This window comes from uncultured Mailhella sp., assembly GCF_944324615.1.
Lineage (GTDB): Bacteria > Desulfobacterota > Desulfovibrionia > Desulfovibrionales > Desulfovibrionaceae > Mailhella.
On record NZ_CALUWY010000014.1, the window covers coordinates 24,639 to 47,101 of the forward strand.

The following is a 22,463-nucleotide window of genomic DNA, read 5'->3' on the forward strand; positions in this document are numbered from 1 at the left end:
GGAAAAATCGCCCGTGGCGGCGGCCTTCAACGCCGGAAGGCGACAGGAGTATCCATGACCTTTTATACCTGCGCGGCTCTGGCCGTGCTTCTTTTCATCGGTTTTGCCGGGGCTGTTCTGCCCTTTGTCTCCGTATGGGATCACAGGCTTGCCGTTGCGCGCCGCCGTTCCCTCTATGATAAGAGCGCCGGGCAGACGGAACACCTTACGGCCGCCCTGCATACTGTTTTCGCTCTGGGCCTTGCCGCCGATTTTCTGGCCGACGGCTTCATCAACCGCCTCATGGCCGGCCCCTGGGTCTTCGTGTGGGAGGGGCTGGTGCTTTCCGCCGCTCTGGCGACGCTCTGTTCCGTGGCCGCCCTCCTGGTCGGAAAAAAGGGCAGAATGGTGTTCAGCGTCCTGAGCGGCCTTGTGGCCATGTTCTCGGCAAGCCTTCTCTGCGTGCTCGGCTGGGCCTTCTGCCTCGGTGCGCTCACGGGCGGCGGCGCAGATCCGGAAGAGGCCATGCAGGCCTTCATGGTGCTTCTGGCCGGTCTGCACAGCGTGGGCTTTGCCCTGTTCGTGGTCTTCGCCCTGTGCCTTGCCCTTGCCGCCGCCTACGGCCTTGCCCTCTGCTGGCATATTCTCCGCCGCAATGCCGATGACTTCGGCCGGGATTACTACACCTTCACGCTGGCCATGCGTTCCCGTCAGGCCATGTCCGCCGGTCTTCTGCTCACGCTGTCGGCGGCATCCATGTTCTGGATGTATCCCGCCGTGGACGGCGCGCAGAGTCTGGCGCTTCTGCCCTTTGCCGGAGCCTTTGCCCCGCAGGCGCTCACCGCAGGCATGTTCTGCCTGCCTGCTGCGGCGCTTCTGTGGTACGGCATGAGCCGCGCGGCCCTGCCCATGCAGCGCCGTTCTCTGGCGTTTCTGGCCCTGCCTCTGCTTCTCATCGGGGTGTACGCCGTGCTCGGCCGCATCTGATGACAGACAGATATCGGAAAGCCCGCTTCAGACTCAGGCCTGAAGCGGGCTTCGTTATTTAATATGTCCGGGATTCCGGAGGCGTTTCATGCGCTTACGCGCTCAGGGCCTGCCGGGCAAGCGCTTCAGGGTCGCTTTCGCATTCGCGCGCAAAGCGCTCCGCCAGGGCAAGGGCCCTGCCCATGCGCCCGGCAATGGCGGCGCAGGCTTCGGCATCGTCTGCAAAGCGCTCCATCTTGCTTTGAAAGCGTTCGCGCAGAGGAACAGGGGAGGAGCCGCGCACATATTTATCCGCAAGAAAGACAAGTTCCCTTTCGGAAAGGGGGGAGTCGTCGGGCAGGGTGAGGTCGCGGTGATCCTCCACAAGGCGCGCCATGCGTTCCATGCCCAGAGAGCGGAACAGCCTTCCCGCCGCCGCTTCATGGTGTTCCTGCCCCTTGCACACATCGTGCACGATGCCGCCGGCCAGCGCCAGGGAGGGGGAAAGGGGCGTTTCCCGGCGCAGGGCGCGGGCGCGGTTCAGGGCAAGGGCAAAGGCTTCGGCCACGGCCCCCACGGCAAGACAGTGCAGTCTGCCTCTTTCCCGCACCCGGCGCACGGCAAGAAATTCCTTTGCCTCCTCCGGGGAAAGGATGTCCTGCGAAGGGGCGAGGGTGCAGAGGGCGGCGTATTCCTCCGGGGTGTCCATGTCCTGCACAATGAAGGAATCCGCCACGGGCACGAGGCGGGGACAGGCGCCCTGCAGCAGGTCGCGCAGGCAGCCTTCATCCTCTGCGTCGCGCAGGGAAGGCAGCATGGCTGCGGGGAAAAGAGGCGGGTGCCCCGTACTGCCGCGCCATGCGGGAATGAGCGGCACATCCGGCGAGTGCTCCGCCTCCGCAAGCAGGGCGCGCACGCTCATGCGGCGCACCAGCGGAATATCCACGGGATGCACGAAAAAGTGCGTGCAGTCTCCGGGGAGGGCGGCGCTTCCCGCTCGGATGCTGGAAAACATGCCTTTTTCAGGGTGAGGGTTCAGGGCGAAGGCGGCGTTGCAGGCTTCGGCCGCCCTTTTCGTGTCTTCCGCCCTGTTGCCGCCCACGACAACGGGGTGCACGCCTTCGGACTGGTACAGGGCGCAGAGCCCGGCAAGGGCGGAAAGATGTCCCTCCGGCAGAGGCAGGGGCAGAAGCGGCTTGAAGTGCGGCTGCATGCGGGAGGAAAAGCCGGCGGCGAGAATGAGGGCGTATGCGTTCATGAAAAAAAGAAGCGGACGGAGCCGGTAGAGGGGAAGGCGGAGTGCGGAGACGGCAAGGCCTTCGGGAAAGGGCGCAGCCGTGCGGAACAGGGCGCGCTGCGGCACAGGGAGCATGCCCGTGCCCTTTGGGGAAACATGTTCCTGCAGGGACGGATCAGGCTTTTTGTCTTGTTCCCCCCGGGGAAGGTGTTCCCCGGGGAGAGAGAGTTATTTTTTTCTCCACGCCACGGGGGCGGGGGCGTTCCGGCGCACGGCAATGCACTCGGCAAGGATGCTGACTGCAATTTCCTCCGGCGTTTCCGCGCCGATGTCGAGCCCTATGGGCGCATGGATGCGGGCGAGATCGTCTTCGGTGAAGCCGTTTTCCCTGAGGCCGGCGTAGATCTGCTGTTTCTTGCGCGTGCTGCCTATCATGCCTATGTAGCGGGCAGGAGTTTTCAGGGCCTGCGCCACGGTGACGCCGTCGAACAGATGGCCCCGGGTGACGATGACGATATAGTCGCGGCCTGTGACGTGCAGATCGTCGAAGCAGCGGGCGTATTCCGGCGTGACGTGCACGACGGCGTTGGGGAAGCGGCCGGTGTTCGCATATTCCGGTCTGTCGTCCAGCACATGCACGGCAAAGCCGGTAAGGCCGGCGATGGCGGCCGTGGGTCTGGAAACATGACCGCCGCCCACGATGATCATGCGTTCGGGCGGGCGGCAGGATTCGCAGAAATACATGGTGTCGCCGCAGGGAAGGAGGGCGGCCTCATCAAGGGGCGCGGCAAGGAGCGTTTCCCGGGCCTCGGCGGGGATGTCGTCGCCAGAGGTGCTTCCGTTTTCAAAAAGCAGCGTCCAGGCGGTGTGCGTGGGCGGGTAGGGCCGCGCAATGCGGCAGCCTTCGTCTTCTGCGGCATGAAGGGCCTGCGCGGCAAGGGTGGTCAGGGAAGCATCTTCGGGAAGGAAAGGCTCGATGAGCACGCGCACCTGTCCGCCGCAGATCATTTCGGAGCGGGCGGCCAGGGTACCGTCCATGGCGATGTCGAGCACGCGGGCCTTGTGGTCCTTGCAGGCTTCAGCACAGGCGGCAATGACGCGGGCCTCGGCAAGGCCCCCGCCCGTGGTGCCGCCCAGGAGGCCGTTTTCTCCGGCAAGCAGGCGGGAACCTGCGCCGCGCGGCGCGGAACCGGCCTGAAAGACCACGGTGGCCAGTGCGGCGGGGCGGCCCGCCGCAAGTTCAGAACACAGAAGACGGAGCAGTTCTTGCATAAAAGCCTCCTTTACGGACAAGGCGCAGGGCGGGCACGCCGTTTTCATCAACATAGCGGCCGCGCAGGGGAGAAAGTCGGCGCAGGGGACTGCCGCAGGGGCAGGGACCGGGGAGCCACGCGGCGGCGTCGCCGGTGCGGTAGCGGATGAGGGGCATGGCTTCCCGGTTCAGCGTGGTGAGCACGATTTCTCCGGTTTCTCCGTCGGGCACGGGCAGGCCCGTGACGGGATCGAGAATTTCCAGAAAAAGATCCAGCTCCCGCAGATGGTACCCGTTTTTTGCAAGGCACTGAACCCCGCCGCCGAAACAGGTTTCCGTCATACCGTAATGATCGAGAACAAGGCAGTCCAGCGTTTTTTCCAGCCCGTCGCGCACGAAGGCGTCGAGAATGTCGCCGCTCGACTGTATGCCTTCCACGCACCGGGCGAGGCTGCGGAAGGCATCGTCGCGCTCCGTTTCCGCAAAAAGCACGGCCAGCTGATGCGGGGCCGCCACCAGGCATTGCGGCCTGTGGAGGGAAAAATCCCTTCTCAGGCTTTCGGGCGTGGCCTCGGGCGAGCCCGGCACCACGTTCACCCCCGCAGGAGAGAGCGCCTTGCGCAGCAGGTCGGTCACGCCGTCGGGGCACTGGGCTCCGGGCAGAAGCACCATGAGCGTCTGCCCGGCATGGACGAGCTGGGACATGCCCGTGGCAAAGAACGAGGCCGTGCGGGCAAGGTCGTTTTCCGAAAAGGCCAGCCTCTTGGGCGCGTCGGTGGAACCTGAGGTCTGAAGGGTGACGATGCGCTGCACGTCCCCCTGCGGAATGCAGAGAAATTCGCGGTAGTCGCGCAGATCATGCGGCGTGGTGAAGGGCAGCAGGCGCAGCTCTTCCATGTTCTGCACATCGAGGTTGCAGCCTTTGAGGGTGCGGCCGTACCAGCGGCTCTGTGCGCGGGCGCGGTGCAGCGTTTCGCGCAGGGCGGAAAAACGGGCCTCCTCCAGCCTTTCGGGGAGGGATCGCCCGTCGGCCGGGCCGCACTGTGCCTCAAGCCAGGCGTCCAGGCATGAGGGGGAAAGAGGGGGGAGCTTCATGACAGGTTGCCTTTCTTCTGATCCGTTCCCCGGTAGAGGGGAATATTGTCGAAGGATGTGAGGTTGTGCAGGCAGAATGGGATGAGCCTGCCGTCGTGGGAAACCACATGGATGCAGCAGCCCCGCACGCGTTCGATATCCACGCTGAGGGCGTCCTGAAAGGCCATGGCGGAAAGGGTGAAGCGCATCTGCGCTCCGGAACGGGCGAGAAAGCGGGAAAAATCGTCGTTCAGCGCAGTGTTCTCCGCCCGGGGGGAACTCCAGTGTGCGGCCGTGAAGGCCCGGGAAACGCGGGAGGTTTCGGCGTTGTCCAGAACGTTCCCGGCAAGGCCGGTTCCGCCGGAGCAGCAGGCGGCGCCCACGGGACCTTCCAGCGTGCCGCCCTTTCGTGCGTACACGGCGCTGAAGGAACAGAGCGGATGCTCGCAGGAGGGCGCATGGAAGTGCGAGGCGCGCACCATACCTTCGCTCTGCGCTTCCAGAGCGCACATGAGCTCGGGCAGGGTGATGCGGGGAGCCTCCTGCATGTCCCAGGGAAAGCGCCCGAAGGAGGAAACCGGCTGAAAGTGCAGTCCGCGCACATGTTCGCCCTGCGAAAGCGCAAAGCGCAGAAGCGCCCCCGCCTCATGATCGTTGACGCCGCGCGCAAGGGTGCAGACGAGCACCACGCCGAGTCCGGCTTCTCTGCACGCATCCAGAGCCGCCTTTTTTTCCCAAAGGCAGGGGCGGCCCCGGAGGGTGCGGAACACCGTGTCATCCACCCCGTCGAACTGCAGATACACGGAATCCAGCCCCGCGGCCTTCAGGGCGGCGGCATAGCCCGGTTCCGTGCCGAGGCGAAGGCCGTTGGTGTTGACCTGCACCAGAGAGAAGCCCTTTTCCCGGGCCATGCGGATGATGTCGGGCAGATCGTCCCTTTCCGTGGGTTCTCCGCCGGAAAGCTGGACATTGCAGGGGCCGGAGGCGCGGAAGAGCGTGTCCATCTGCCTGCGGATATGCTCAGGGGAAGGGTCATCTTCTCTGCCGCCCGCTCTGGCGTAGCACACGGGACAGCCCAGAGAGCAGCGCATGGTCACTTCGATGAGTCCGGTGCAGGTGTGCTGCGCGTGTTCAGGGCAGAGTCCGCAGTCGTAGGGACAGCCGTTTTTCAGGGGCGTGGCCGGTTCCCGGGGCCGGGCGGGAATGCGCGGGCTGTTCTTCCATGTGAGAAATTCCGGCGCACCTTCGCCTTCCTTCCATGCCGGAACCTGAAAATCGCCGTGTTCCGGGCACTGTTTGCGCAGGTACACCATGCCTCCATCCTTAATATAGGAGGCGTCCACAAGGCGGAGACATACGGGGCAGAGGCTCTGAGTCTGGGAAAGCAGCATTTACGACCTCACGCTTTCCAGACCGTAGGCATCGTAGATGTCGAGAATCTTCCCCCAGCAGTCCGCCAGCAGATCGCCGCAGAGCTCCATGGGAGGCATGCCCCCTTCGGGCAGAGGCTGCCCGGCAAGGGCGGCCAGCCCGCGCGAGACGTTTTCACAGCCGTATCCGCCGCAGGAGGCGACGCGCTCCATGAACCAGGAGGCGTATTCGCCCGTCATGGCGTCCAGCATGGGGTGAGGTTCTTCGGCGCTGCTTCCGGAAAGCCAGGCCAGAATCGCCGCGCCGCCGGTGAGCAGACCGCACGGCCCGCCCGACTGCCCTATGCCGTGACAGAGGCCGCGCATGGCCCGCATGAGGCCGGGTTCTTCCGTCCCGGCCAGCTGTTCGGCCAGGGCGAGAAGCAGCTGCGAACAGCAGCAGCCCTGCCGTACATAGGGAAGAAGATCCAGCAGAACGGGATTCATGAAAGCCTCCTTGGAAAAGTGTTCATGGGCATGTCCCTCGGAGGCGGGCACGTCCCCGCGCCCCGGCAGGGGAAAACGTAGGCGGCGTTTCTGCCGCCGCAGAGGGGCTAACGCCCGCCGGAAGCATCCGGCACGGACTGCGCCTTTTCTCCGGGGAGCGCCGCCTTCGGGCAGGCGGCTATCCAGAGCCCGTAGCCCCGGCGCACCCTTCCTTCGGAGGAACAGGCGCAGGCCCCCGGGCGGAGCTGCGCGCAGAGCGTTTCATCACCGTACCAGAGGAGCTTTGCCGCAAGCTCTCTGAGTGCGGCGCTGTGGTCTTCAAAAACAAGCAGAGAAAAGCCCGCGCGGGCAAGCATGTCCTCCACGGCGGAACGTGTGCGCGCCCCGGCCGCGCATCCCGTACCCCGGCCGGAGGAAAGGGCGTCCCCGGGCAGATACAGGTCGGAAAGAAGCAGCTTTCCCCCCGGGCGGAGAATGGCGGTAAAACGCCTGAGCGCCTGTTCCGGGTCCGGCAGGAGGGAAAGCACGCATTCGCAGAGTATGCCGTCGAAGGTGTCGTCGTCAAAGGGCGGATTTGCGGCATCCGCCTGCACAAAGGGGAAGGGTTCGGAAAGACTGCATTCCCTGTCGAGTCCTGTGCCGTGCAGGCCGAGGGAGGAAAGCACCCTGAGGCTTGCTCCGGCCCCGCATCCGACATCGAGGATGTGCGCCCCCCCGGCAAAGGAGCACAGCGCAAGGCCGTGCCGGGTGAGCTCCTCCCCGCCGGGGCGCCATGCGCCGCCGGCAATGCGCTGAAACAGCGCGGAGGCATACAGGGGAGAGGAGTCCGCCATATTATTTGTCTTCAAGCAGAGCTTCCACTTCCGCCATCTTGCCTTCGGCAAGGGTGCGGGGGATGAGCGTCAGCCCGCAGGAGGGGCAGCGGGGAAGGAACACGTCGAAGGCGCTGTGCATGTAAAGGGCCTGCACCTTGATCTGTTCCAGGGGAACATTGCAGCGGGCGCATACCCAGTCGCCGCCGTCTGTCGTGAAATTGGGTTCCAGGCTCATGATGAATCACCTCGCAGGGTTGGGGAAGCTCAGGCGTGCACGCGCTCTTCCATGATGACTTTCGTTGCCGGCTGTATGGCCCCTGGCACCACCATGCGGTGGCACCAGGCGTTCACCAGGGTGAAGCCTCCGTCGTCGTCGACGGTGTATTCCACCCAGAAGGTCACGTTGCGCGGCCGCCAGGAACCGAGGAAATGGCCGTTTTCCCTGTTGAGGAACTTTGCGCCGCTTTCCTCTATGCCTGCAATGGCCGTGACCACGTCCTGCCTGAGAATGTAGCGCTTTTCCATGTTCTGCCGCACCTCATCGGGGATGCGCAGAAGGATGGGTTCCTCGTCGTGCCGGTGTTCGGGCCGTATGCCGAGAAACTCCTCAAGCGCGGCTTCCTTCAGGGCCATGCGCCCGGCGCGCCGGGCGGACAGCCCCGGAGGTGTGGAGGTAACGGCTTTTCCCGCCGTGGGGGGCAGAATGTCGAAAAGGTGCAGGCTTTCGCTTTTTTCGGCAAAGCGGTCGTGACACATGATGCAGGAGGTGAGCACGGGGTGGGAGAATTCCCCGGCTCTTTTTTCCGCCATGGCATCCGCCACATCGGGCTGGGCGTTCCATACCAGGCCGCCGTAGCCGCAGCAGGCGCTTTCCTCGCCGGTGCGCCGTGCTTCCTCCACGCGTATGCCCGCCTTGGCGGCAAGGGAACGCACGGCGTTCCGCCATGCTTCATTGTGGCGCGCCCCGCAGGGATCCTGTACGTTCATGACATCGGGCGCGCTGCAGGAGATGGGGCCGGTCAGCATGTTGTCGAGCTTTTCCCACAGGGAAACAACGGAAGCTTCGGGCAGGGCCAGGGAAAGGGCCGTCATGCAGGAAGAGCAGGCGGTGAGAATCTCCGGCCTTCCCGCCTGTTCCCATACGGTGCGGAGCGTTTCGGCATGAGAGGCGAAAAGCGCCTCGCGGCCCGCCCAGTGCGCGGGAATGCCGCAGCAGCTGCTGTGCAGGGACACGCCCCCGGGAAGCTTTTCCCGCAGGAAGCGGTACATGGCAAGCACCTGTTCCCCGCGCGAGGCCGCAAGCTGACAGCCGGGGAAGAACATGGTCGCGCCGTGCCCGCCCTGAGCGGCAAGGGCCGGATCTTCCACAAAGAAGGAGGCTTCCGGGCCGGAAGCCTGGGCCATGTCCTCCAGCGCGAATTCATGGGCGGAAACGGGCATGACATCCCTTTCCACCGCATCCCTGCGGGAATGCAGGCAGAGGTCGGCCATGGAAAAGTGTTCGGGGCAGATGGCTTCGCACTGGCCGCACAGCGCGCAGCCGTTCATGATGACGTTGGCCGTGCGCGTGCCGCGTACCACCGAGGCGTTGTTGTAGAGCTTGCGTGCGTAGACGCGGGGAAATTCCTTGTATTTCTGCAGGAAGGGGCATTCCTTCACGCACTGCATGCAGGCGCAGCGGATGCAGCGGGAAGCCTCCCTGCGGGCTTCTTCCGCCGTATAGGATTCCCCGGCAGGCAGCACGCGGGCTTCGGGCTGCACGCCGTCGAGGGGTGTGTGCAGCCTGTCCTTGCGTTCTTCCCCCTCGCGCGAGGCCACGAGGGATACCCCCGTCATGATGCGCTGCAGGGTGATGCCCGCCTTGCGGCCTTCCCCGGCCTGGGCGGAGGCGGAGGCGAAATGCGCGCCCGTGGGCGTGAGGCTTTCCCACCCGCCGCAGCAGATGTTGCCGCGCCAGAGCAGGGTGGCGCTCTCCGTTTCCTCCCGCGAGGGAGCAAAGGCGCAGCAGGAGGCGTCCACGAAAACGGCGGAATATTCCTCCGTGCAGCGTTCAAGAAGCGCCTCATCCAGAGAGGCGGAAACAAAGCTCACATGAAATTTTTCCAGAGCCTTCAGCTCGGCTTCCGGAAGGGCCCTGTCCAGCGAAGGAAAGGCTGCAAGCAGCGCGTCCTCCCGGGTGTTTTCATGGAAGAGAGTGACGGCAAAGCCCTTGTGGGAAATGTCGAAGGCGGCCGTGAGCCCGGCAAGGCCTGCGCCGAGTACCGCGAGCTTCTGTCCCTTGGGCGGGCGGATGAGCGGGCGCGACTGTTCCGGCACGGCCTTCATGCAGTATCTTTCCAGCGCCGATACGGCGAGGCTTCCCCCGAGGTCGCGCCTGAGGCATGCGTTTTCGCAGGGATGGTCGCATACGGCCGTGAGCACGGCGGGCAGCGGCAGGTGCCGCTCCAGAAGCTTGCGCCCCTCGCGGGGCCTGTCTGCGGCAAGATGTTCGAGAAAAGCGCGGACATCCATGTCCAGAGGGCAGGAGGTGCGGCAGCGGGGCGCGGCCTCCTGGGTGCAGCGCGCTTCAATGGCATGCAGTTGGCTTTGTTCCAGCAAGGCGACACCTCGGAAATGAAGACTGCCCGAAACGGATTCGGGCAGAAGGAAGGGGGGCCGGAGAGATGCGGGATCTCTCCGGCCGGAAGGGGAGAATGCCTACTTGGCGGCCTTTTCCTTCAGACCTGCCAGCACCTTTTCAGGATAGGCGGGCAGATGCGTGATACGGACGCCGCAGGCGTTGTAGATGGCGTTGATGATGGCAGGGTGCGGGCCGCAGAGCGGGATTTCGCCCGTGCCGGAAGCGCCGAACGGACCGTCGGGACGCTTGCTTTCCACATAGATGATTTCCATGTTGTCCGGGATGTCCTTGGGATAGGGGATACCGGCGCCGAGCATGGTGCTGTGCTTCTTGATGTCCTCGTAGTCTTCGGAGAGCGCAAGGCCGATGCCCTGGGCAAGGCCGCCCCAGATCTGACCGTCGGTGATGAGCTTGTTCACCACGGTGCCGATGTCGGCCACCATGGTCATCTTCTCAACCTTGGTCTTGCCGGTGGCCACGTCCACCGCCACTTCCGCCATGAACAGGCCGTACATGTAGCAGGCGAAGGGATCGCCCTGGCAGTTTTCACCGCAGCCCTGCACGGGAGCGGTCCACTTGCCGTCCTGATGCACGTCGCGGCCTTCGGCCTTCATTTCCTCATAGGTGTAGAAGCCGCCTTCGGGCTTGCGCATGGCTTCGATGAGCTGTTCGCAGGCCACGCGGATGGCGTTGCCCGTCATCACCTGAGAGCGGGAACCGCCGGCGGGGCCGGAGTTCGGGGTCTTGCTCGTGTCGTTCAGAACGAGGTGGATGTCGTCCACATGGATGCCCAGCGGGCGCAGGGCTTCATGAGCCGTGCACTGAGCGCCGGAATCCGCGCCCTGGCCGTGATCTTCCCAGCTGCAGCCGATGGTCACGGTGCCGTCGGGGTTGAGTTCCGCCCAGGCTTCGGAGGAGTCGGGGCCGTCGAGACCGGCGCCGTACACGGCAAGGGCGAGGCCCACGCCGCGCTTCACTTCGTCGGTGGATTCTTCCTTCACGCGCTTCTTGGCAGCATCGTACAGCGGACGGAGCTTGGCGAACATTTCGGGCAGGCTCATCACTTCGGGCTTCTGGCCGGTGGGAGTGGTGTCGCCTTCACGGTAGCAGTTGGCAAGGCGCAGATCGAAGGGATCCATGCCCAGCTTTTCCGCGAGTTCGTCCATGAGCACTTCGGAGGGGAATTCCGATTCGGGGCCGCCGTAGCCGCGGAAGGCAGCGCCCCAGGCGTGGTTGGTAGCCACGGTACGGCCGTTGCCGCGGATGTTCGGGATGCCGTAGCCTGCGCCGATGAACTGGGCGCCACGCAGGGTCAGAAGGTCGCCGAATTCCGAGTAGGGGCCGTGGTCGCAGGTCCAGTCGGTTTCCATGGCCTTGATCTTGCCGGTCTTCTTGTCGGCGGCCATGCGCACGGTGGTCCAGAAGGGCGAACGCTTGCCGGTGTACTGCTGCTGCTGTTCATAGTTGTAACGCAGGTGGCAGGGACGTCCGGTAGCCATGACGGCCACGCCGATGAGCGCTTCCATGGTGGGGCTGAACTTGTAGCCGAAGGTGCCGCCGGTGGTGTTCTGCACCATGACGAGATCCTTGGGGAATTCCAGCCCGAGGCCGGGGGCGATCATGAGCGCATGCAGATGCAGGCCGATGGACTTGGAGTGGATGACCACCTGACCCTTGTCGTTGATGTAACCGTAGCCCACGTCGGGTTCGATGTTGAGGTGAGGCTGACGCTGCGTGTAGAAGCTGTCTTCCACGACGACGTTTTCAGGATCGGCGAAGAAGGACGCGGTGTCTTCACCCTTTTCGATGTGGGGTTCATAGTAGATGTTGGGGGTGCCGGGGTGAATTTCGATGGCGTCCGGAGCCATGGCGGAGGGAGCGTCCATGTACTCGGGCAGAAGTTCCAGATCGAATTTCACCTTTTCCGCAGCGGCGCGGGCATGGCATTCGGTGTCGGCGCAGACGATGGCCAGCGCGTCGCCGTACTGGAAGATCTTGGTGTCGTTCAGGATGGGACGGTCCCAGCCGTCACCCTTGTTGTCCGGGAAGGTGATGAGACCGGTGATGCGGTTCTTGCCCTTCACGTCCTTGTGGGTGAGCACGCGGAAGACGCCGGGCATCTTTTCCGCTTCGGAAGTGTCGATGCCCTTGATGTTGGCGTGGGAGACCTTGGCCTGGGCGAGCGCCAGGTGCAGGGTGTTGGCAGGCATGTGCACGGCGGCGTCGGCGCCGAATTCGGCGGTGCCCGTCACCTTGGCCACGGCGCTGGGACGCGGCTTGGTGGAACCGAGATGATGCCCTTCGGCAGGTTCCTTGTAGCGGATTTCCTCGATGTCCTTTTCACCGCGCATGACGGCGGCGGCATCCATGACGGCGTTGATGATCGGGATGTAGCCCGTGCAGCGGCAGACGTTGCGGTTCTTCTGGAACCATTCGCGCACTTCTTCTCTGGTGGGGGAAGGATTCTGCTGCAGCAGGGCGTAGGCCGCGATGATGAAGCCGGGCGTGCAGAAGCCGCACTGGGCCGCACCATGGAATATCCACGCTTCCTGCAGAGGATGCAGATGGTCGGGCGTGCCGATGCCTTCCAGCGTGATGATGGAGGCGTCGTCGGGGACGCGCTTCATCTTCAGCACGCAGGTGCGGGTCAGCTTGCCGTCCAGAATGACGCTGCAGGCGCCGCAGTGACCCTTTTCGCAGCCCAGCTTCACGCTGGTAAGCTGCAGCTGGTCGCGCAGGACGTTGGCAAGCGAATCATCCGCATTGACAAGCACCTGGCGGCGGACGCCGTTGACAAGAAGGGATTTGATGAACATGGGCAGCTCCTTGTAAGAGGAATCCAGAGAAGGGGGCGGGCGCTTTGGCGCACGCCCGAATTCGGGCCGATGCGGGAAGATCAGTTTTTGCCGAAGGCGCAGCTCGGGTAACGGCATTCACCGCAGCCCGCGCAGAAACCGCCGTGGCCGAGGGCCACGATATCTTCCCGGGTGACCGGGACACCCGCCAGAATGCGCGGCACCACAAGGTCGAATATGCTCGCCCTGTAGTACATCACGCAGCCGGGAAGCCCCAGTACCGGAATATTGTTGATATAGGCCAGGAGGAACATGGCTCCCGGGAAGGTCGGCGCTCCGTAGGTGACCACCTCGCCGCCTGCCGCACGGATGGCGGCGGGGGTGCGGTCGTCCGGGTCCACGGACATGCCGCCCGTGCAGACCACCATTTCCGCGCCCCGGGCAATGAAGTCCCGGATGGCGCTCACGGTCATGTCGATGGAGTCGTCGGAAAAGGCCTGCCCGAGAATAGTGCTTCCCAGAGCCTCAAATTTCTTTTTCAGCACAGGGCCGAAAGCATCCTTGATGCGCCCGCTGTAGACCTCGTTGCCGGTGGTGACGATGCCCACCCTGAGGGGACGGAAGGGCAGAACCTCCAGCACGGGCGCCTTGACCAGCGCTTCCAGCCGGGTGATCTTCTCTTCGTCGATGAGCAGCGGAATGACGCGCGTGCCGCCTACCGCCTGCCCCTTCTGCACTTCCTGCATGGTGTGCAGCGTGGCAAGAACGATTTCGTCGCAGGAGTTGACGGCGCACAGCCCGGGCACATCCACCCGGAGAAGCCCGTGCACGGAGGAAAGGAAGTTGATGCGGCCTTCCTTGATGTCGGAGAAGGTGAGATTCTGCCCGGCCACGGCGTTGCCGATGCGTGTTGCGGCTTCATTTTCATGAAGCTGCCCGGGCTGGGGAGTGTAGACATAGAGGTTTTCCTTCCCCACGCTGAGAAGGACAGGGATGTCTTCTTCCCTGACGATGTGCCCCTTGCGGAACACGGGGCCCTTCCGCCCGCCCGGTTCGATACGGGTGATGTCGTGACAGAGCACCGTACCGACGGCCTGGCCGACAGGAATGGTCTGCATGGAAATCTTGGACATAGAAAAAGCTCACAGCTAAAGAGAAACATACTGTCGCAGGAAGACGGAGAAAGACCGGTTGCGGCCGCAAGGACCGCAACAGGGCGTATTCCTGCAAAGGTTTTCTTTCCATGCCGGAGCATTTAATGGAGGCAGAGCCGTTTCCTGCGCTACCCTGTGAACCACGAAGGTTCAGGTCAGCCCGCATGGCATACGCTTTAGCAGGGACTGACTCGAAAACTTTATTTAACCATATTGAAATAGTTTTTTTTCGTCAAGATATTCGGCGGAAATTAATGATACTTTTTTTATGAAGGAAAAAAAACGGCTTGAAATTTAAATCACAATGCAGAGAGGTTTCATATTTACTGTTGAATAAAGATATATTTTATTTTTGTAATAGAAAAGATATAAGAAAAAGGCTTTTTATTGTAAAACTGCTTTGATTCGGTGAAGCAATGACAGATTAAAATGAAAGACAGGGGTATTTTTTATTTTGAAATATGGCTGTGCGGACGATGTGCCCGGCCCGTGCATCCTGCCGGAAGGGAGGCTGGCGGGCGGCTCTGCGTGTGTGCATGCCGGTGTGACGGACACAGAAGACGGAAGAAAAGCGCAGATTCCCCCTTGTTGCAGACGGAAAGTCTCCAGAAGCCGGCAGCCGGGATTTCTGGCGTACAGGAAAATGTGGTGCAGGCTGCATAAGGCCGGGGCAGGGTAAAGAAGTCTCCGGGGCCGCGGACAGAATACTGCATGAGCATCACGCGGTTGCCCCCCGCATGGGCTGCAGGCAGGGCCTCGGCGTCGGGCGGCAGGGCAAGGAGGCGGCGCCGCAGGGCAGGAAGCACGGGCCGGCATGGTGAAGGATGCTCCCCCGGAGGCGTTCCACAGATCCCGGCCGCGTTCGTCAAAGGCTCCGGGATAGCGGGCCTCATCCTTACCGAGTCCTCCCGGCTTCCCGGAGAGGGTCCCGGAAGGCGGGCTCACGGCAGGAGGGCGGCTCTGCGGATCAGCAGCAACGAGTTTTCCCGCGGGGATGGAGGGTGCGCGGCGGGAGGGGCCTGCGCGCATGCCGGATGACGGGGAGGATGGGAAAACGCCCTTGTCGCAGACGGAAAAGCTCTGGAGGCGTCAGGCGGGGAGCCGGGACAGGTCTTCGGGGCTGTAGGAGAGTGTGGTGCAGGCCGCATAGGGCTGGGGCAGGGCAAAGAAGTCTCCGGGGCCGAGGGCAAGATACTGCATGAGAATCACGCGGTTGACCCCCGCATGGGCCACAAGCAGGGCCTCGGCATCGGGCGGAAGGGCAAGGAGGCGGCGCCGCAGGGCAGGAAGCACGCGGCGGGCCAGCATGGCGAAGGATTCTCCCCCTGAGGGAACATAATTCCACAGATCCCGGCCGCGTTCGTCAAAGGCTCCGGGAAAGCGGGCCTCCACCTCCTGTTTGCAGAGTCCTTCCCAGCTTCCCAGAGAGATTTCCCGGAAGGCGGGCTCCGGAGTTACGGCAAGAGGGCGGTCCTGTACGATGAGGGCGGCTGTTTCCCGGCAGCGGGGCAGGTCGGAACTCCAGATTTCCCGGAAGGGCACGCAGGCAAGTTCCTTCTTCCAGAACAGGGCCTGCCTCACCCCCTCTTCACAGAGGGGAATGTCGCGACGGCCGATAAAGCGGCGTTCGGGGTTGGGAAGAAGCTTTCCGTGGCGGAGCAGGTGAAGAACAGGCATGGTTTCCTCGCGGCGAATCGTTGCAGGGGCGTTTTTCCCGTCATCCTATAAAAACGGGAAAAAGGGAAGGCCGGGTATGCCACAGGGGCGCTTGCGGCAGGGGAAGGTTCTGCATGTCCGGGCCGGAAGATGGTTCCGGGCTGGAAAGACGGCTCCCCGGCATGGAAGAGAAGCACATGTTTTTTCCCGGAACAGACCGGAAAAGGGGCGTATGCGGAGTGGAGAAAGGGGGATGAAGGCTTTGTGAAAACAGGGGCAGATACACTTCCCGCCCTGCCATTGACGGCAAAGAAGCGATGCCTGAAAAATAACACCTTGATATTGCATATATTTTTATTTTTCCCGAAATACGGTTAAACCAATTGAAAAAATCAGCAAATCGTGTATGTTAGAACAAACTTTTGAAATGAGGAGGAACTCATGAAAAAACTCGGACTCGCCGCGCTGCTTCTCGCCTTCTGCCTGTATGCCCCCTCGGCCATGGGTGCGGAGCTCACGGTTTCCGCCGCCGCCAGCCTTTCGGAATCCTTCACTCAGATTGCCCGGGAATTTACCAGAGATACGGGTGTGAAGGTCAATCTGAACTTCGCCTCCTCCAATAATCTGCTCCGTCAGATGGAGCAGGGGGCGCCTGTGGACGTGTTCGCCTCCGCCGATCAGGAAACCATGGATACGGCCGCGAAGAAGAACCTTGTGGATACGGCCACCCGCCGGGATTTTGCGTTGAACGACCTTGTGCTCATCACGCCTGCGGGCAGCACGCTTGCCGGGCCTGATGCCCTTTCCGGCACGGATGTGAAGCATATTGCCATAGGACAGCCCGAAAGCGTGCCCGCCGGCCGCTACGCCCGCGAGGCGCTCACCAGCGCCGGCCTCTGGGAGACGCTGCAGAGCAGGTTTGTGTTCGGCAACAATGTCCGTCAGGTGCTGAGCTACATTCAGCGCGGCGAGGCCGATGCCGGTTTCGTCTACCGCACCGACGCACTGGCCGGTGGCAAGGATGTGCGCATAGTAACCGCCATGACCGGCCACAAGCCTGTGTGCTATCCCATTGCCGTGGCCGGAGAAAGCGCGGACAAGGACGCGGCGCAGAAGTTCGTGAACTTTGTGCTGTCCCCGAGAGGGCTGGAAATTCTGGCGCATTACGGCTTCAGCCCGGTGAAGTAATGGTCTCTTGAATCTGTTCCGCCGCCCTGTCCCCGCAGGGCGGCTTGTTTTTCCTGCCTGCCTTGCCGAAGCGGGAAAAGGCAACCGGCGGCGCAACGCCGCGGGGCGGAAAAGCCCGGTGCAGCATGCGCGGCGCTTTTCGGACAGAGCGCCGGAAAAGCCGGAAAGGTGCGGAAGCATGGCGACCGGAAGAGCTTTTTTCCGGCAGGGAGCCGTTCCGGAAGAGGGGCAGCTTCGGCCGGAAGAGGCAGGTCCTGCCGGAGGCGTCCCCCGTTACCGGTATGAAAAAGCCTCCCGCTTTTCAGGGGGAGGCTTCTGCAGGAGGGAGCGCCGGATCATACGTCGTCGAAGCCGTGGGGCCTGTCGGCATGACCGCCCCGGTTCAGAATATCCGTGAGGTAGGAGAGGGAATCCTGCGCAAACAGGGTGCGCCCCCGGAAATCCTCCTCCATGGCGAGAATGCCGCCGTTGGCGTACACGGCAAGATCGTCGGCAAAGGCGTCCACATCCTCCGGGTCGTGGGTGATCATGATGAGGGGCACGCCGCAGTCGCTGAGAATGCGGGAAACTTCCTTACGCATGCGGATGCGGAGGAGCGGATCCAGCGCGGCGAAAGGCTCATCGAGCAGAAGCACGCGCGGGGCAATGAGCAGGACCCGGGCCAGGGCCACGCGCTGTTTCTGCCCGCCCGATATCTGGGAAGGCCTGCGGTCCGCAAGGTGAGTGATTTCCAGAAGTTCCAGCATGCGTCGTATGCTTTCGCCGTCTTTTTCCTCAAGCCGCGCGGGCAGAAAGGAAAAGAATCCGGTATGGGCGGCATGGTTTTCCTTGTGGCGGCGCAGGGCGAAGGCAAGGTTCTGCCATACCGTCATGTGCGGGAACAGGGCGTAATCCTGAAAAACATAGCCCACCCGGCGGAGGCGTGTGGGCATGTCGATGCCCTTTTCGGAATCGAAAAACACGGTGTCGCCCACCACGATGCGCCCGCGCCGGGGATGGATGAGCCCGGCGATCATCTGCAGGGTGAGGGTTTTGCCCGAACCCGAAGGCCCGAACAGCACGAGGCGGTCGGCGGAACTTTGCAGATGGATATCAAGGGAAAAGGAACCCTGCTTCCCCTTCAGCGTGGTCTGAACGGTGAGATCAATCAACGGGAACCTCCCAGCAGATAATCGGCAGTGATGAGAATGACGGCGCAGATTCCCGAGGTAAGGATGACCAGACACGCGGCCAGGGCATCGTTTCCCGCCTGAAAGGCGTCGTAGATGGCGAGGGCCAGGGTCTGCGTCTTGCCCGGGATATTGCCCGCGAGCATGAGTGTTGCGCCGAATTCCCCCATACCCCGGGCAAAGGCCAGCATGGCCCCGGAGAGAATGCCCCGCGCGGCGAGGGGGAGGCTGATGGAAAAGAACACGGTGAGTTCCGAAGCGCCCAGCGTGCGGGCCGCCTTTTCCACATTGGCATCCACCTGTTCAAGGGCCGTTTTGGCCGATTTGTAAATGAGGGGGAAGACCACCACCGTGGCCGCCACCACGGCCCCCTGCCACGAGAACATGAACTGCAGGCCCAGTTCCCTCAGCGCGGGGCCGAACACGCCGTTCCGCCCCAGAAGAAGGATGAGATAATAGCCCAGCACCGTGGGCGGGAGCACCATGGGCAGGGTGCACAGGGAATCGATCACCGCAGCGCATACGGAACGGCGGCGCGCCAGAAGACGGGCTGCAAACGTGCCGAGAATCAGGGAGGCAAGGGTAGATAAACCGGCGACCTTCAGCGAGAGAATGATGGGAAACAGGGAAAACTGATACCCGAAAAGAGAAAATTCCATGCTGGCCCACTCCTTTGCAACACAGAATACAGCAAAAAATGCTGTGGAGCAAGCGGCATTTTCGTAGAGATGCCGTATTCCGGCAAAGATATCGTTGCATAATTCACAAAAGAGAGGGCATACGGCATTTCTTATACGGGAATCATCTCCCCTTATGCTGTTTTTTTATTGGCACTTTCCGGAAGAAGTGCAGAAGTAAAGGAATATTTCTGGAGAAAAGGCGTCTTCGACGTGTTTTCCGGTCTTCTCTGCTGCTTTTTTATGAAGAGGGCAGAAAAAACAGGCAAGATGCTGCGGTCGTTTTCTGGAGAGTCTCCCGGAAATTTTTCGGGAAGGCCCGGCGCAGAAAAGAGGCATGCCGAGGGCAGACCGGACCGGATGCGGAGGCATGGAAACGCGCACAGCCGCGCAGGTCTGCTGCACCGGAACCGGATACTGCAATCATTAAAGTGATACTTGAAAAAACGGAAGCTCTGCGGAACAGAACCTGCAACGGGGGAGCCTGAAGGCTTGTTCCGCGGGCTTTCCGGCAAACGTATCTGCGGAATGTTGTTTTTTTTTCAGGGGCGGGGGGGGCTTTTCCGGCAGAGGCTGTGCAGGAGCGGCGTTTCTGCGCTTACCGGCGGCATGGGCGGAAAGTGCCGGGGCTTCGGTGCATTCGGGAGCCCTGGGCATGGCCGGGAGTCGGAATGTGCGAAAGGGGAAGGCCGTTACCTGCCGAAGGCTGGTGAATATCCGGTATGGGGGCAGCCGGCGTGCCGGAAAAGCCGGGAACCGGCGGCATGAAAAAAGCGTTTTCCCTCACAGAAGAGGGCAGGCGGCGCGGCCCGGCAGTCTGGTTGCGGCGTCTTCCCCTGAACATCCGGCAGGGAAAGGCGCTTTTTAGTGCAGAAAAAATCCCTTCCGGCGAACCGGAAGGGAGGAAAAATACAGCAGGGTGGGAAGACTTCATGGGGCGGAAGGGGCATGTACCGGCATGTTCAGCCCCTGAAGGCAGGGCGCGGGTCAGAAGAGGCTGTCGTTCTGCAGGTCCGTGACCTCTATTTCTCCCTCGCTGCCGAGAAACACGTCATAGCGCCTGAGGCCGTGGCTGCGGGTGCCTATGACGCGGGGCAGAACCTGCAGCATGCTGAAGAACAGGGTATGGAAGTCTTCGTCGGGAGCGGTGCAGCGCAGGGCCGTGCGCCATATCTGGCGGCCCTCCCTGCCGTCCTTGTCCAGCTCATAGGCTTCTATGAGCAGGTTGGCGGAATAGAGGGTGGTGCTGGTGACCACGGGTTCATCAACAAAGATATAATCCACATAGCTGTGTCTGCCGTAGCCCACCACCACGGGATGGGCGCGGGTGACGGTGCTCGTGTCGAGGTAGACGCGGGGGTCTTCCATCCACCAGCTGATGACGGCCTTGTTCTGCGCGTCGGAGTCCACCACCGTATAGCCCTTGGATTGGAAGGCCGGGGTGAGCTGGCGGGCGATGTCGCGGAACTGCAGGTCGGTGGGCTTCATCCCTTCATTGCCCGGCACAAGCACATAGCTTGAACCGGAAGGGGGGCGGTCGTCGATGAGAGAATCCACCGCGACATGATAGTGAGAGCCGCATCCGGCAAGCAGCAGAAAACAGAAAAGCAGCAGAAGGCGCGCAAAGGGCATGGCATCCTCGCAAACGGGTAAGTGATGGTGCGGGAATAAAAAAAGGGTTACCGGAATCCGGTAACCCTGCCATTCAAATGGTGCGCCCGGCGCGAGTCGAACGCGCGACCTACAGCTCCGGAGGCTGTCGCTCTATCCAGCTGAGCCACGGGCGCAAAGGGAAAAAGCCCTCATACGGAAGGCACTATGCCCTGCAACAGGCAGATTGTCAACGCTTTTTTCCGCCTTGTCAGCGGCCCATGCCGTTGAGGAAATCCTTGTTGCTCTTGGTGCCCTTCATCTTGTCCAGCAGAAATTCCATGCTGTCGATGGGAGACATGGGCGCGAGAATCTTGCGCAGTATCCATACCCGGTTGAGCACGTCTTCGCCGAGCAGCAGATCTTCCTTGCGGGTGCCGGTGCGGTTGATGTCGATGGCGGGGAACACGCGCTTGTCGGAAAGATGGCGGTCGAGGTAGATTTCGCAGTTGCCGGTGCCCTTGAACTCTTCAAAAATGACTTCGTCCATGCGGGAGCCGGTGTCGATGAGCGCCGTGGCAATGATGGTCAGCGAGCCGCCGCCTTCAATGTTGCGGGCCGCGCCGAAGAAGCGCTTGGGCCGCTGCAGGGCGTTGGCGTCGAGGCCGCCGGAAAGCACGCGGCCGCTGGAGGGGGTAACGGTGTTGTAGGCGCGGCCCAGGCGGGTGATGGAGTCGAGCAGAATGACCACGTCGCGCTTGCGTTCCACCAGGCGCTTGGCCTTTTCCAGCACCATTTCACAGACCTGCACATGGCGCTGCGGCGGTTCGTCGAAGGTGGAGCTCACCACTTCCGCATTCTTCACCGTGCGTTCCATGTCGGTCACTTCCTCGGGGCGTTCGTCCACGAGAAGAATGATGAGGTACACATCGGGATAATTGGCGTTGATGGCGTTGGCGATGGTCTGCAGAAGGATGGTCTTGCCCGTGCGGGGCGGGGCCACGATGAGCGCGCGCTGCCCGCGGCCTATGGGCGACATGAGGTCGATGATGCGCGACGACATGTTCTTGGAATCCGTTTCCATGCAGAACTGCTGATCGGGATACACCGGGGTGAGGTTGTCGAACAGCACCAGATGGCGGGCGTTTTCCGGGGGCTCGAAGCCTATTTCATTGACGCGCACCAGAGCGAAATAGCGTTCCCCTTCCTTGGGAGGGCGGATCTGGCCGGAAACGCAGTCGCCTTTGCGCAGATGGTAGCGGCGTATCTGCGAGGGGGAGACATAGACATCGTCCGGGCCGGGCATGTAGCTGCACAGCGGAGAACGAAGGAAGCCGTACCCGTCCGGCAGAATTTCCAGTACGCCGTCGCTGTGGATGACGCCGTTCTGGGAGGCGCAGGCCTGAAGCAGGGCGAAGATAAGCTCCTGCTTGCGCATGGAACTGGCGTTTTCCAGCTGATACTTTTCCGCCAGATCCATGAGATCCTGCATTTTGCGCGTCTTCAGTTCCGTAAGGTTGAGGACGCTTTCATCAAGAAGGGAAGGAGATTCTGCAGTTTCGGGCTCGACAGGAGCTTTACGTTTCCGTATGGGCATAGAGATACCACCGGGAATGAAGGGAAGGAAAAGACATATCGCACCGAACGGTGCGAACACAGAAAGGAAAGAAGAGTGGGGAACCCCCGCAGAAGTGCGGGCGTGGAAAAACTATAGATGTTTTTTCCGTCATTGGCAAGCCCCGGAGGGCATGCGCTATTTTCTGCGGGTGTTGGCCACGTTGATGGCGCGTTCCGGCCCGTCGATGGTAAAGCGCAGTATGGCGTCGACTACATGGGGGAAGGTCTGTTCCATGATTTCCTGTTCCGGCCCGAAAAAGCGGCCGAGCACCCAGGAAATGACCTGCTCTTTGTCCTGCGGCTTGCCGATGCCCACGCGCAGGCGGTAGAAATCGGGCGTGCCGAGGCGCTGCTGTATGGACTTGATGCCGTTGTGGCCTGCCGCGCTTCCCCCTTTCTTGAGCTTCATCCGGCCCGGTTCGAGGTCGAGTTCGTCGTGCACCACGAGCAGCTGCTCGGGCTTGAGCTTGTACCATGCCATAAGCGGCTGCACGGCGTCGCCGCTCAGGTTCATGAAGGTCTGCGGTTCGGCCACAAGCCAGACGCCGCCGTGCGGAATCTGGATGCGCCAGAGCAGCGCGTTGAACCTGGAGCCGGAAAGCTGTTCCGGCGCGCGGCCGTTGCCGCGTTCCACTTCTTCCAGAAGCGCCTGTGCCGCCATGAAGCCGATGTTGTGGCGCGTGCCTCTGTACTGAGGCCCCGGGTTGCCGAGGCCGACGATGAGTCCGTTGAGATCCATGTGCGTTCCGATGGGTAAGGGCCCATTCCGATAAGGAAAAAAACAGAAGAAAGGTATGTCGGGGAGGAAGGGCCGTGTC

18 protein-coding genes, 1 tRNA gene and 1 riboswitch are annotated in these 22,463 nt (G+C 62.3%); of the genes, 2 read left to right on the plus strand and 17 right to left on the minus strand.

Features of this window, described 5'->3' with window-relative positions; translation table 11 throughout:
* Nucleotides 1-54 precede the first annotated feature (54 nt).
* On the plus strand, nucleotides 55-966 hold the full coding sequence (locus Q0K07_RS05025) for a hypothetical protein (protein WP_294557277.1): 912 nt from the start codon (nucleotides 55-57) through the stop codon (nucleotides 964-966).
* 94 nt (nucleotides 967-1,060) lie between these two features.
* Here the strand turns inward: Q0K07_RS05025 and Q0K07_RS05030 are convergent, their stop codons facing one another.
* The 11 genes from Q0K07_RS05030 to Q0K07_RS05080 all read right to left on the minus strand — a co-directional run bounded on the left by Q0K07_RS05030 (nucleotide 1,061) and on the right by Q0K07_RS05080 (nucleotide 15,425).
* Nucleotides 1,061-2,317 carry a DVU_1551 family NTP transferase gene (locus tag Q0K07_RS05030; RefSeq protein WP_294557280.1) on the minus strand — a complete coding sequence of 419 codons (1,257 nt, stop codon included), beginning with the start codon at nucleotides 2,315-2,317 and terminating at the stop codon, nucleotides 1,061-1,063.
* 93 nt (nucleotides 2,318-2,410) lie between these two features.
* Entirely contained in the window at nucleotides 2,411-3,454 is a 1,044-nt protein-coding gene (locus tag Q0K07_RS05035; RefSeq protein WP_294557282.1) for an XdhC family protein, read from the minus strand.
* Nucleotides 3,423-4,529, minus strand: a complete 1,107-nt coding sequence (locus Q0K07_RS05040; RefSeq protein WP_294557285.1) for a DVU_1553 family AMP-dependent CoA ligase — start codon at nucleotides 4,527-4,529, stop codon at nucleotides 3,423-3,425. The genes Q0K07_RS05035 and Q0K07_RS05040 overlap by 32 nt, the downstream gene beginning before the upstream one ends.
* Nucleotides 4,526-5,899: a radical SAM (seleno)protein TrsS gene (trsS, locus tag Q0K07_RS05045; RefSeq protein ID WP_294557288.1), complete on the minus strand. Its 1,374-nt coding sequence runs from the start codon at nucleotides 5,897-5,899 to the stop codon at nucleotides 4,526-4,528. Before trsS ends, Q0K07_RS05040 begins: the two co-directional genes overlap by 4 nt.
* Complete coding sequence (locus Q0K07_RS05050) at nucleotides 5,900-6,364, minus strand: DVU_1555 family C-GCAxxG-C-C protein (protein WP_294557291.1); 465 nt, start codon at nucleotides 6,362-6,364, stop codon at nucleotides 5,900-5,902.
* Nucleotides 6,365-6,471: 107 nt separating this feature from the next.
* Nucleotides 6,472-7,197, minus strand: coding sequence for a DVU_1556 family methyltransferase (trsM, locus tag Q0K07_RS05055; RefSeq protein WP_294557293.1), 726 nt, complete (start codon nucleotides 7,195-7,197; stop codon nucleotides 6,472-6,474).
* A 1-nt stretch (nucleotide 7,198) separates the two neighbouring features.
* Nucleotides 7,199-7,414 carry a DVU_1557 family redox protein gene (locus Q0K07_RS05060; protein WP_294557295.1) on the minus strand — a complete coding sequence of 72 codons (216 nt, stop codon included), beginning with the start codon at nucleotides 7,412-7,414 and terminating at the stop codon, nucleotides 7,199-7,201.
* Nucleotides 7,415-7,443: 29 nt separating this feature from the next.
* Nucleotides 7,444-9,777: a pyridine nucleotide-disulfide oxidoreductase/dicluster-binding protein gene (locus Q0K07_RS05065; protein WP_294557297.1), complete on the minus strand. Its 2,334-nt coding sequence runs from the start codon at nucleotides 9,775-9,777 to the stop codon at nucleotides 7,444-7,446.
* 99 nt (nucleotides 9,778-9,876) lie between these two features.
* A complete protein-coding gene (locus Q0K07_RS05070; protein ID WP_294557299.1) occupies nucleotides 9,877-12,615 on the minus strand; it encodes a molybdopterin-dependent aldehyde oxidoreductase in 2,739 nt (912 codons plus the stop codon).
* An 80-nt stretch (nucleotides 12,616-12,695) separates the two neighbouring features.
* Nucleotides 12,696-13,712 carry a molybdopterin-binding protein gene (locus Q0K07_RS05075; RefSeq protein WP_367178867.1) on the minus strand — a complete coding sequence of 339 codons (1,017 nt, stop codon included), beginning with the start codon at nucleotides 13,710-13,712 and terminating at the stop codon, nucleotides 12,696-12,698.
* Between the two features lie 100 nt (nucleotides 13,713-13,812).
* Nucleotides 13,813-13,957: riboswitch (molybdenum cofactor riboswitch) on the minus strand.
* 880 nt (nucleotides 13,958-14,837) lie between these two features.
* Nucleotides 14,838-15,425 carry a histidine phosphatase family protein gene (locus Q0K07_RS05080; RefSeq protein ID WP_294557303.1) on the minus strand — a complete coding sequence of 196 codons (588 nt, stop codon included), beginning with the start codon at nucleotides 15,423-15,425 and terminating at the stop codon, nucleotides 14,838-14,840.
* Nucleotides 15,426-15,845: 420 nt separating this feature from the next.
* On the opposite strand from Q0K07_RS05080, the gene modA reads away from it, so the two are divergent.
* Nucleotides 15,846-16,592, plus strand: a complete 747-nt coding sequence (gene modA, locus Q0K07_RS05085; protein ID WP_294557306.1) for a molybdate ABC transporter substrate-binding protein — start codon at nucleotides 15,846-15,848, stop codon at nucleotides 16,590-16,592.
* A 335-nt stretch (nucleotides 16,593-16,927) separates the two neighbouring features.
* Here modA and Q0K07_RS05090 read toward each other — a convergent pair whose 3' ends face one another.
* From Q0K07_RS05090 to pth, 6 genes are all read right to left on the minus strand, one after another.
* Nucleotides 16,928-17,743 (minus strand): sulfate/molybdate ABC transporter ATP-binding protein, encoded by an 816-nt coding sequence (locus Q0K07_RS05090; protein ID WP_294557308.1) that lies wholly within the window; start codon nucleotides 17,741-17,743, stop codon nucleotides 16,928-16,930.
* Entirely contained in the window at nucleotides 17,740-18,420 is a 681-nt protein-coding gene (gene modB / locus Q0K07_RS05095) for a molybdate ABC transporter permease subunit (RefSeq protein ID WP_294557310.1), read from the minus strand. The genes Q0K07_RS05090 and modB overlap by 4 nt, the downstream gene beginning before the upstream one ends.
* Before the next feature lie 1,005 nt (nucleotides 18,421-19,425).
* On the minus strand, nucleotides 19,426-20,070 hold the full coding sequence (locus tag Q0K07_RS05100) for a hypothetical protein (protein ID WP_294557312.1): 645 nt from the start codon (nucleotides 20,068-20,070) through the stop codon (nucleotides 19,426-19,428).
* 78 nt (nucleotides 20,071-20,148) lie between these two features.
* Nucleotides 20,149-20,225: transfer RNA gene (locus Q0K07_RS05105), tRNA-Arg, on the minus strand.
* 74 nt (nucleotides 20,226-20,299) lie between these two features.
* The gene (gene rho, locus Q0K07_RS05110) at nucleotides 20,300-21,625 is read right to left on the minus strand and encodes a transcription termination factor Rho (protein ID WP_294557314.1); all 1,326 of its coding nucleotides are present in this window, start codon (nucleotides 21,623-21,625) and stop codon (nucleotides 20,300-20,302) included.
* A 156-nt stretch (nucleotides 21,626-21,781) separates the two neighbouring features.
* The gene (gene pth / locus Q0K07_RS05115) at nucleotides 21,782-22,384 is read right to left on the minus strand and encodes an aminoacyl-tRNA hydrolase (protein ID WP_294557316.1); all 603 of its coding nucleotides are present in this window, start codon (nucleotides 22,382-22,384) and stop codon (nucleotides 21,782-21,784) included.
* Nucleotides 22,385-22,463 lie beyond the last annotated feature (79 nt).

Excerpts from the sequence above, each read along its gene's own strand:
- Q0K07_RS05025 (WP_294557277.1), top strand. The coding sequence starts at position 55 with ATGACCTTTTATACCTGCGCGGCTCTGGCCGTGCTTCTTTTCATCGGT.
- Q0K07_RS05030 (WP_294557280.1), bottom strand. The coding sequence starts at position 2,317 with ATGCTCCCTGTGCCGCAGCGCGCCCTGTTCCGCACGGCTGCGCCCTTT.
- Q0K07_RS05035 (WP_294557282.1), bottom strand. The coding sequence starts at position 3,454 with ATGCAAGAACTGCTCCGTCTTCTGTGTTCTGAACTTGCGGCGGGCCGC.
- Q0K07_RS05040 (WP_294557285.1), bottom strand. The coding sequence starts at position 4,529 with ATGAAGCTCCCCCCTCTTTCCCCCTCATGCCTGGACGCCTGGCTTGAG.
- trsS (WP_294557288.1), bottom strand. The coding sequence starts at position 5,899 with ATGCTGCTTTCCCAGACTCAGAGCCTCTGCCCCGTATGTCTCCGCCTT.
- Q0K07_RS05050 (WP_294557291.1), bottom strand. The coding sequence starts at position 6,364 with ATGAATCCCGTTCTGCTGGATCTTCTTCCCTATGTACGGCAGGGCTGC.
- trsM (WP_294557293.1), bottom strand. The coding sequence starts at position 7,197 with ATGGCGGACTCCTCTCCCCTGTATGCCTCCGCGCTGTTTCAGCGCATT.
- Q0K07_RS05060 (WP_294557295.1), bottom strand. The coding sequence starts at position 7,414 with ATGAGCCTGGAACCCAATTTCACGACAGACGGCGGCGACTGGGTATGC.
- Q0K07_RS05070 (WP_294557299.1), bottom strand. The coding sequence starts at position 12,615 with ATGTTCATCAAATCCCTTCTTGTCAACGGCGTCCGCCGCCAGGTGCTT.
- Q0K07_RS05075 (WP_367178867.1), bottom strand. The coding sequence starts at position 13,712 with ATGCAGACCATTCCTGTCGGCCAGGCCGTCGGTACGGTGCTCTGTCAC.
- Q0K07_RS05080 (WP_294557303.1), bottom strand. The coding sequence starts at position 15,425 with ATGCCTGTTCTTCACCTGCTCCGCCACGGAAAGCTTCTTCCCAACCCC.
- modA (WP_294557306.1), top strand. The coding sequence starts at position 15,846 with ATGAAAAAACTCGGACTCGCCGCGCTGCTTCTCGCCTTCTGCCTGTAT.
- modB (WP_294557310.1), bottom strand. The coding sequence starts at position 18,420 with ATGGAATTTTCTCTTTTCGGGTATCAGTTTTCCCTGTTTCCCATCATT.
- Q0K07_RS05100 (WP_294557312.1), bottom strand. The coding sequence starts at position 20,070 with ATGCCCTTTGCGCGCCTTCTGCTGCTTTTCTGTTTTCTGCTGCTTGCC.
- rho (WP_294557314.1), bottom strand. The coding sequence starts at position 21,625 with ATGCCCATACGGAAACGTAAAGCTCCTGTCGAGCCCGAAACTGCAGAA.
- pth (WP_294557316.1), bottom strand. The coding sequence starts at position 22,384 with ATGGATCTCAACGGACTCATCGTCGGCCTCGGCAACCCGGGGCCTCAG.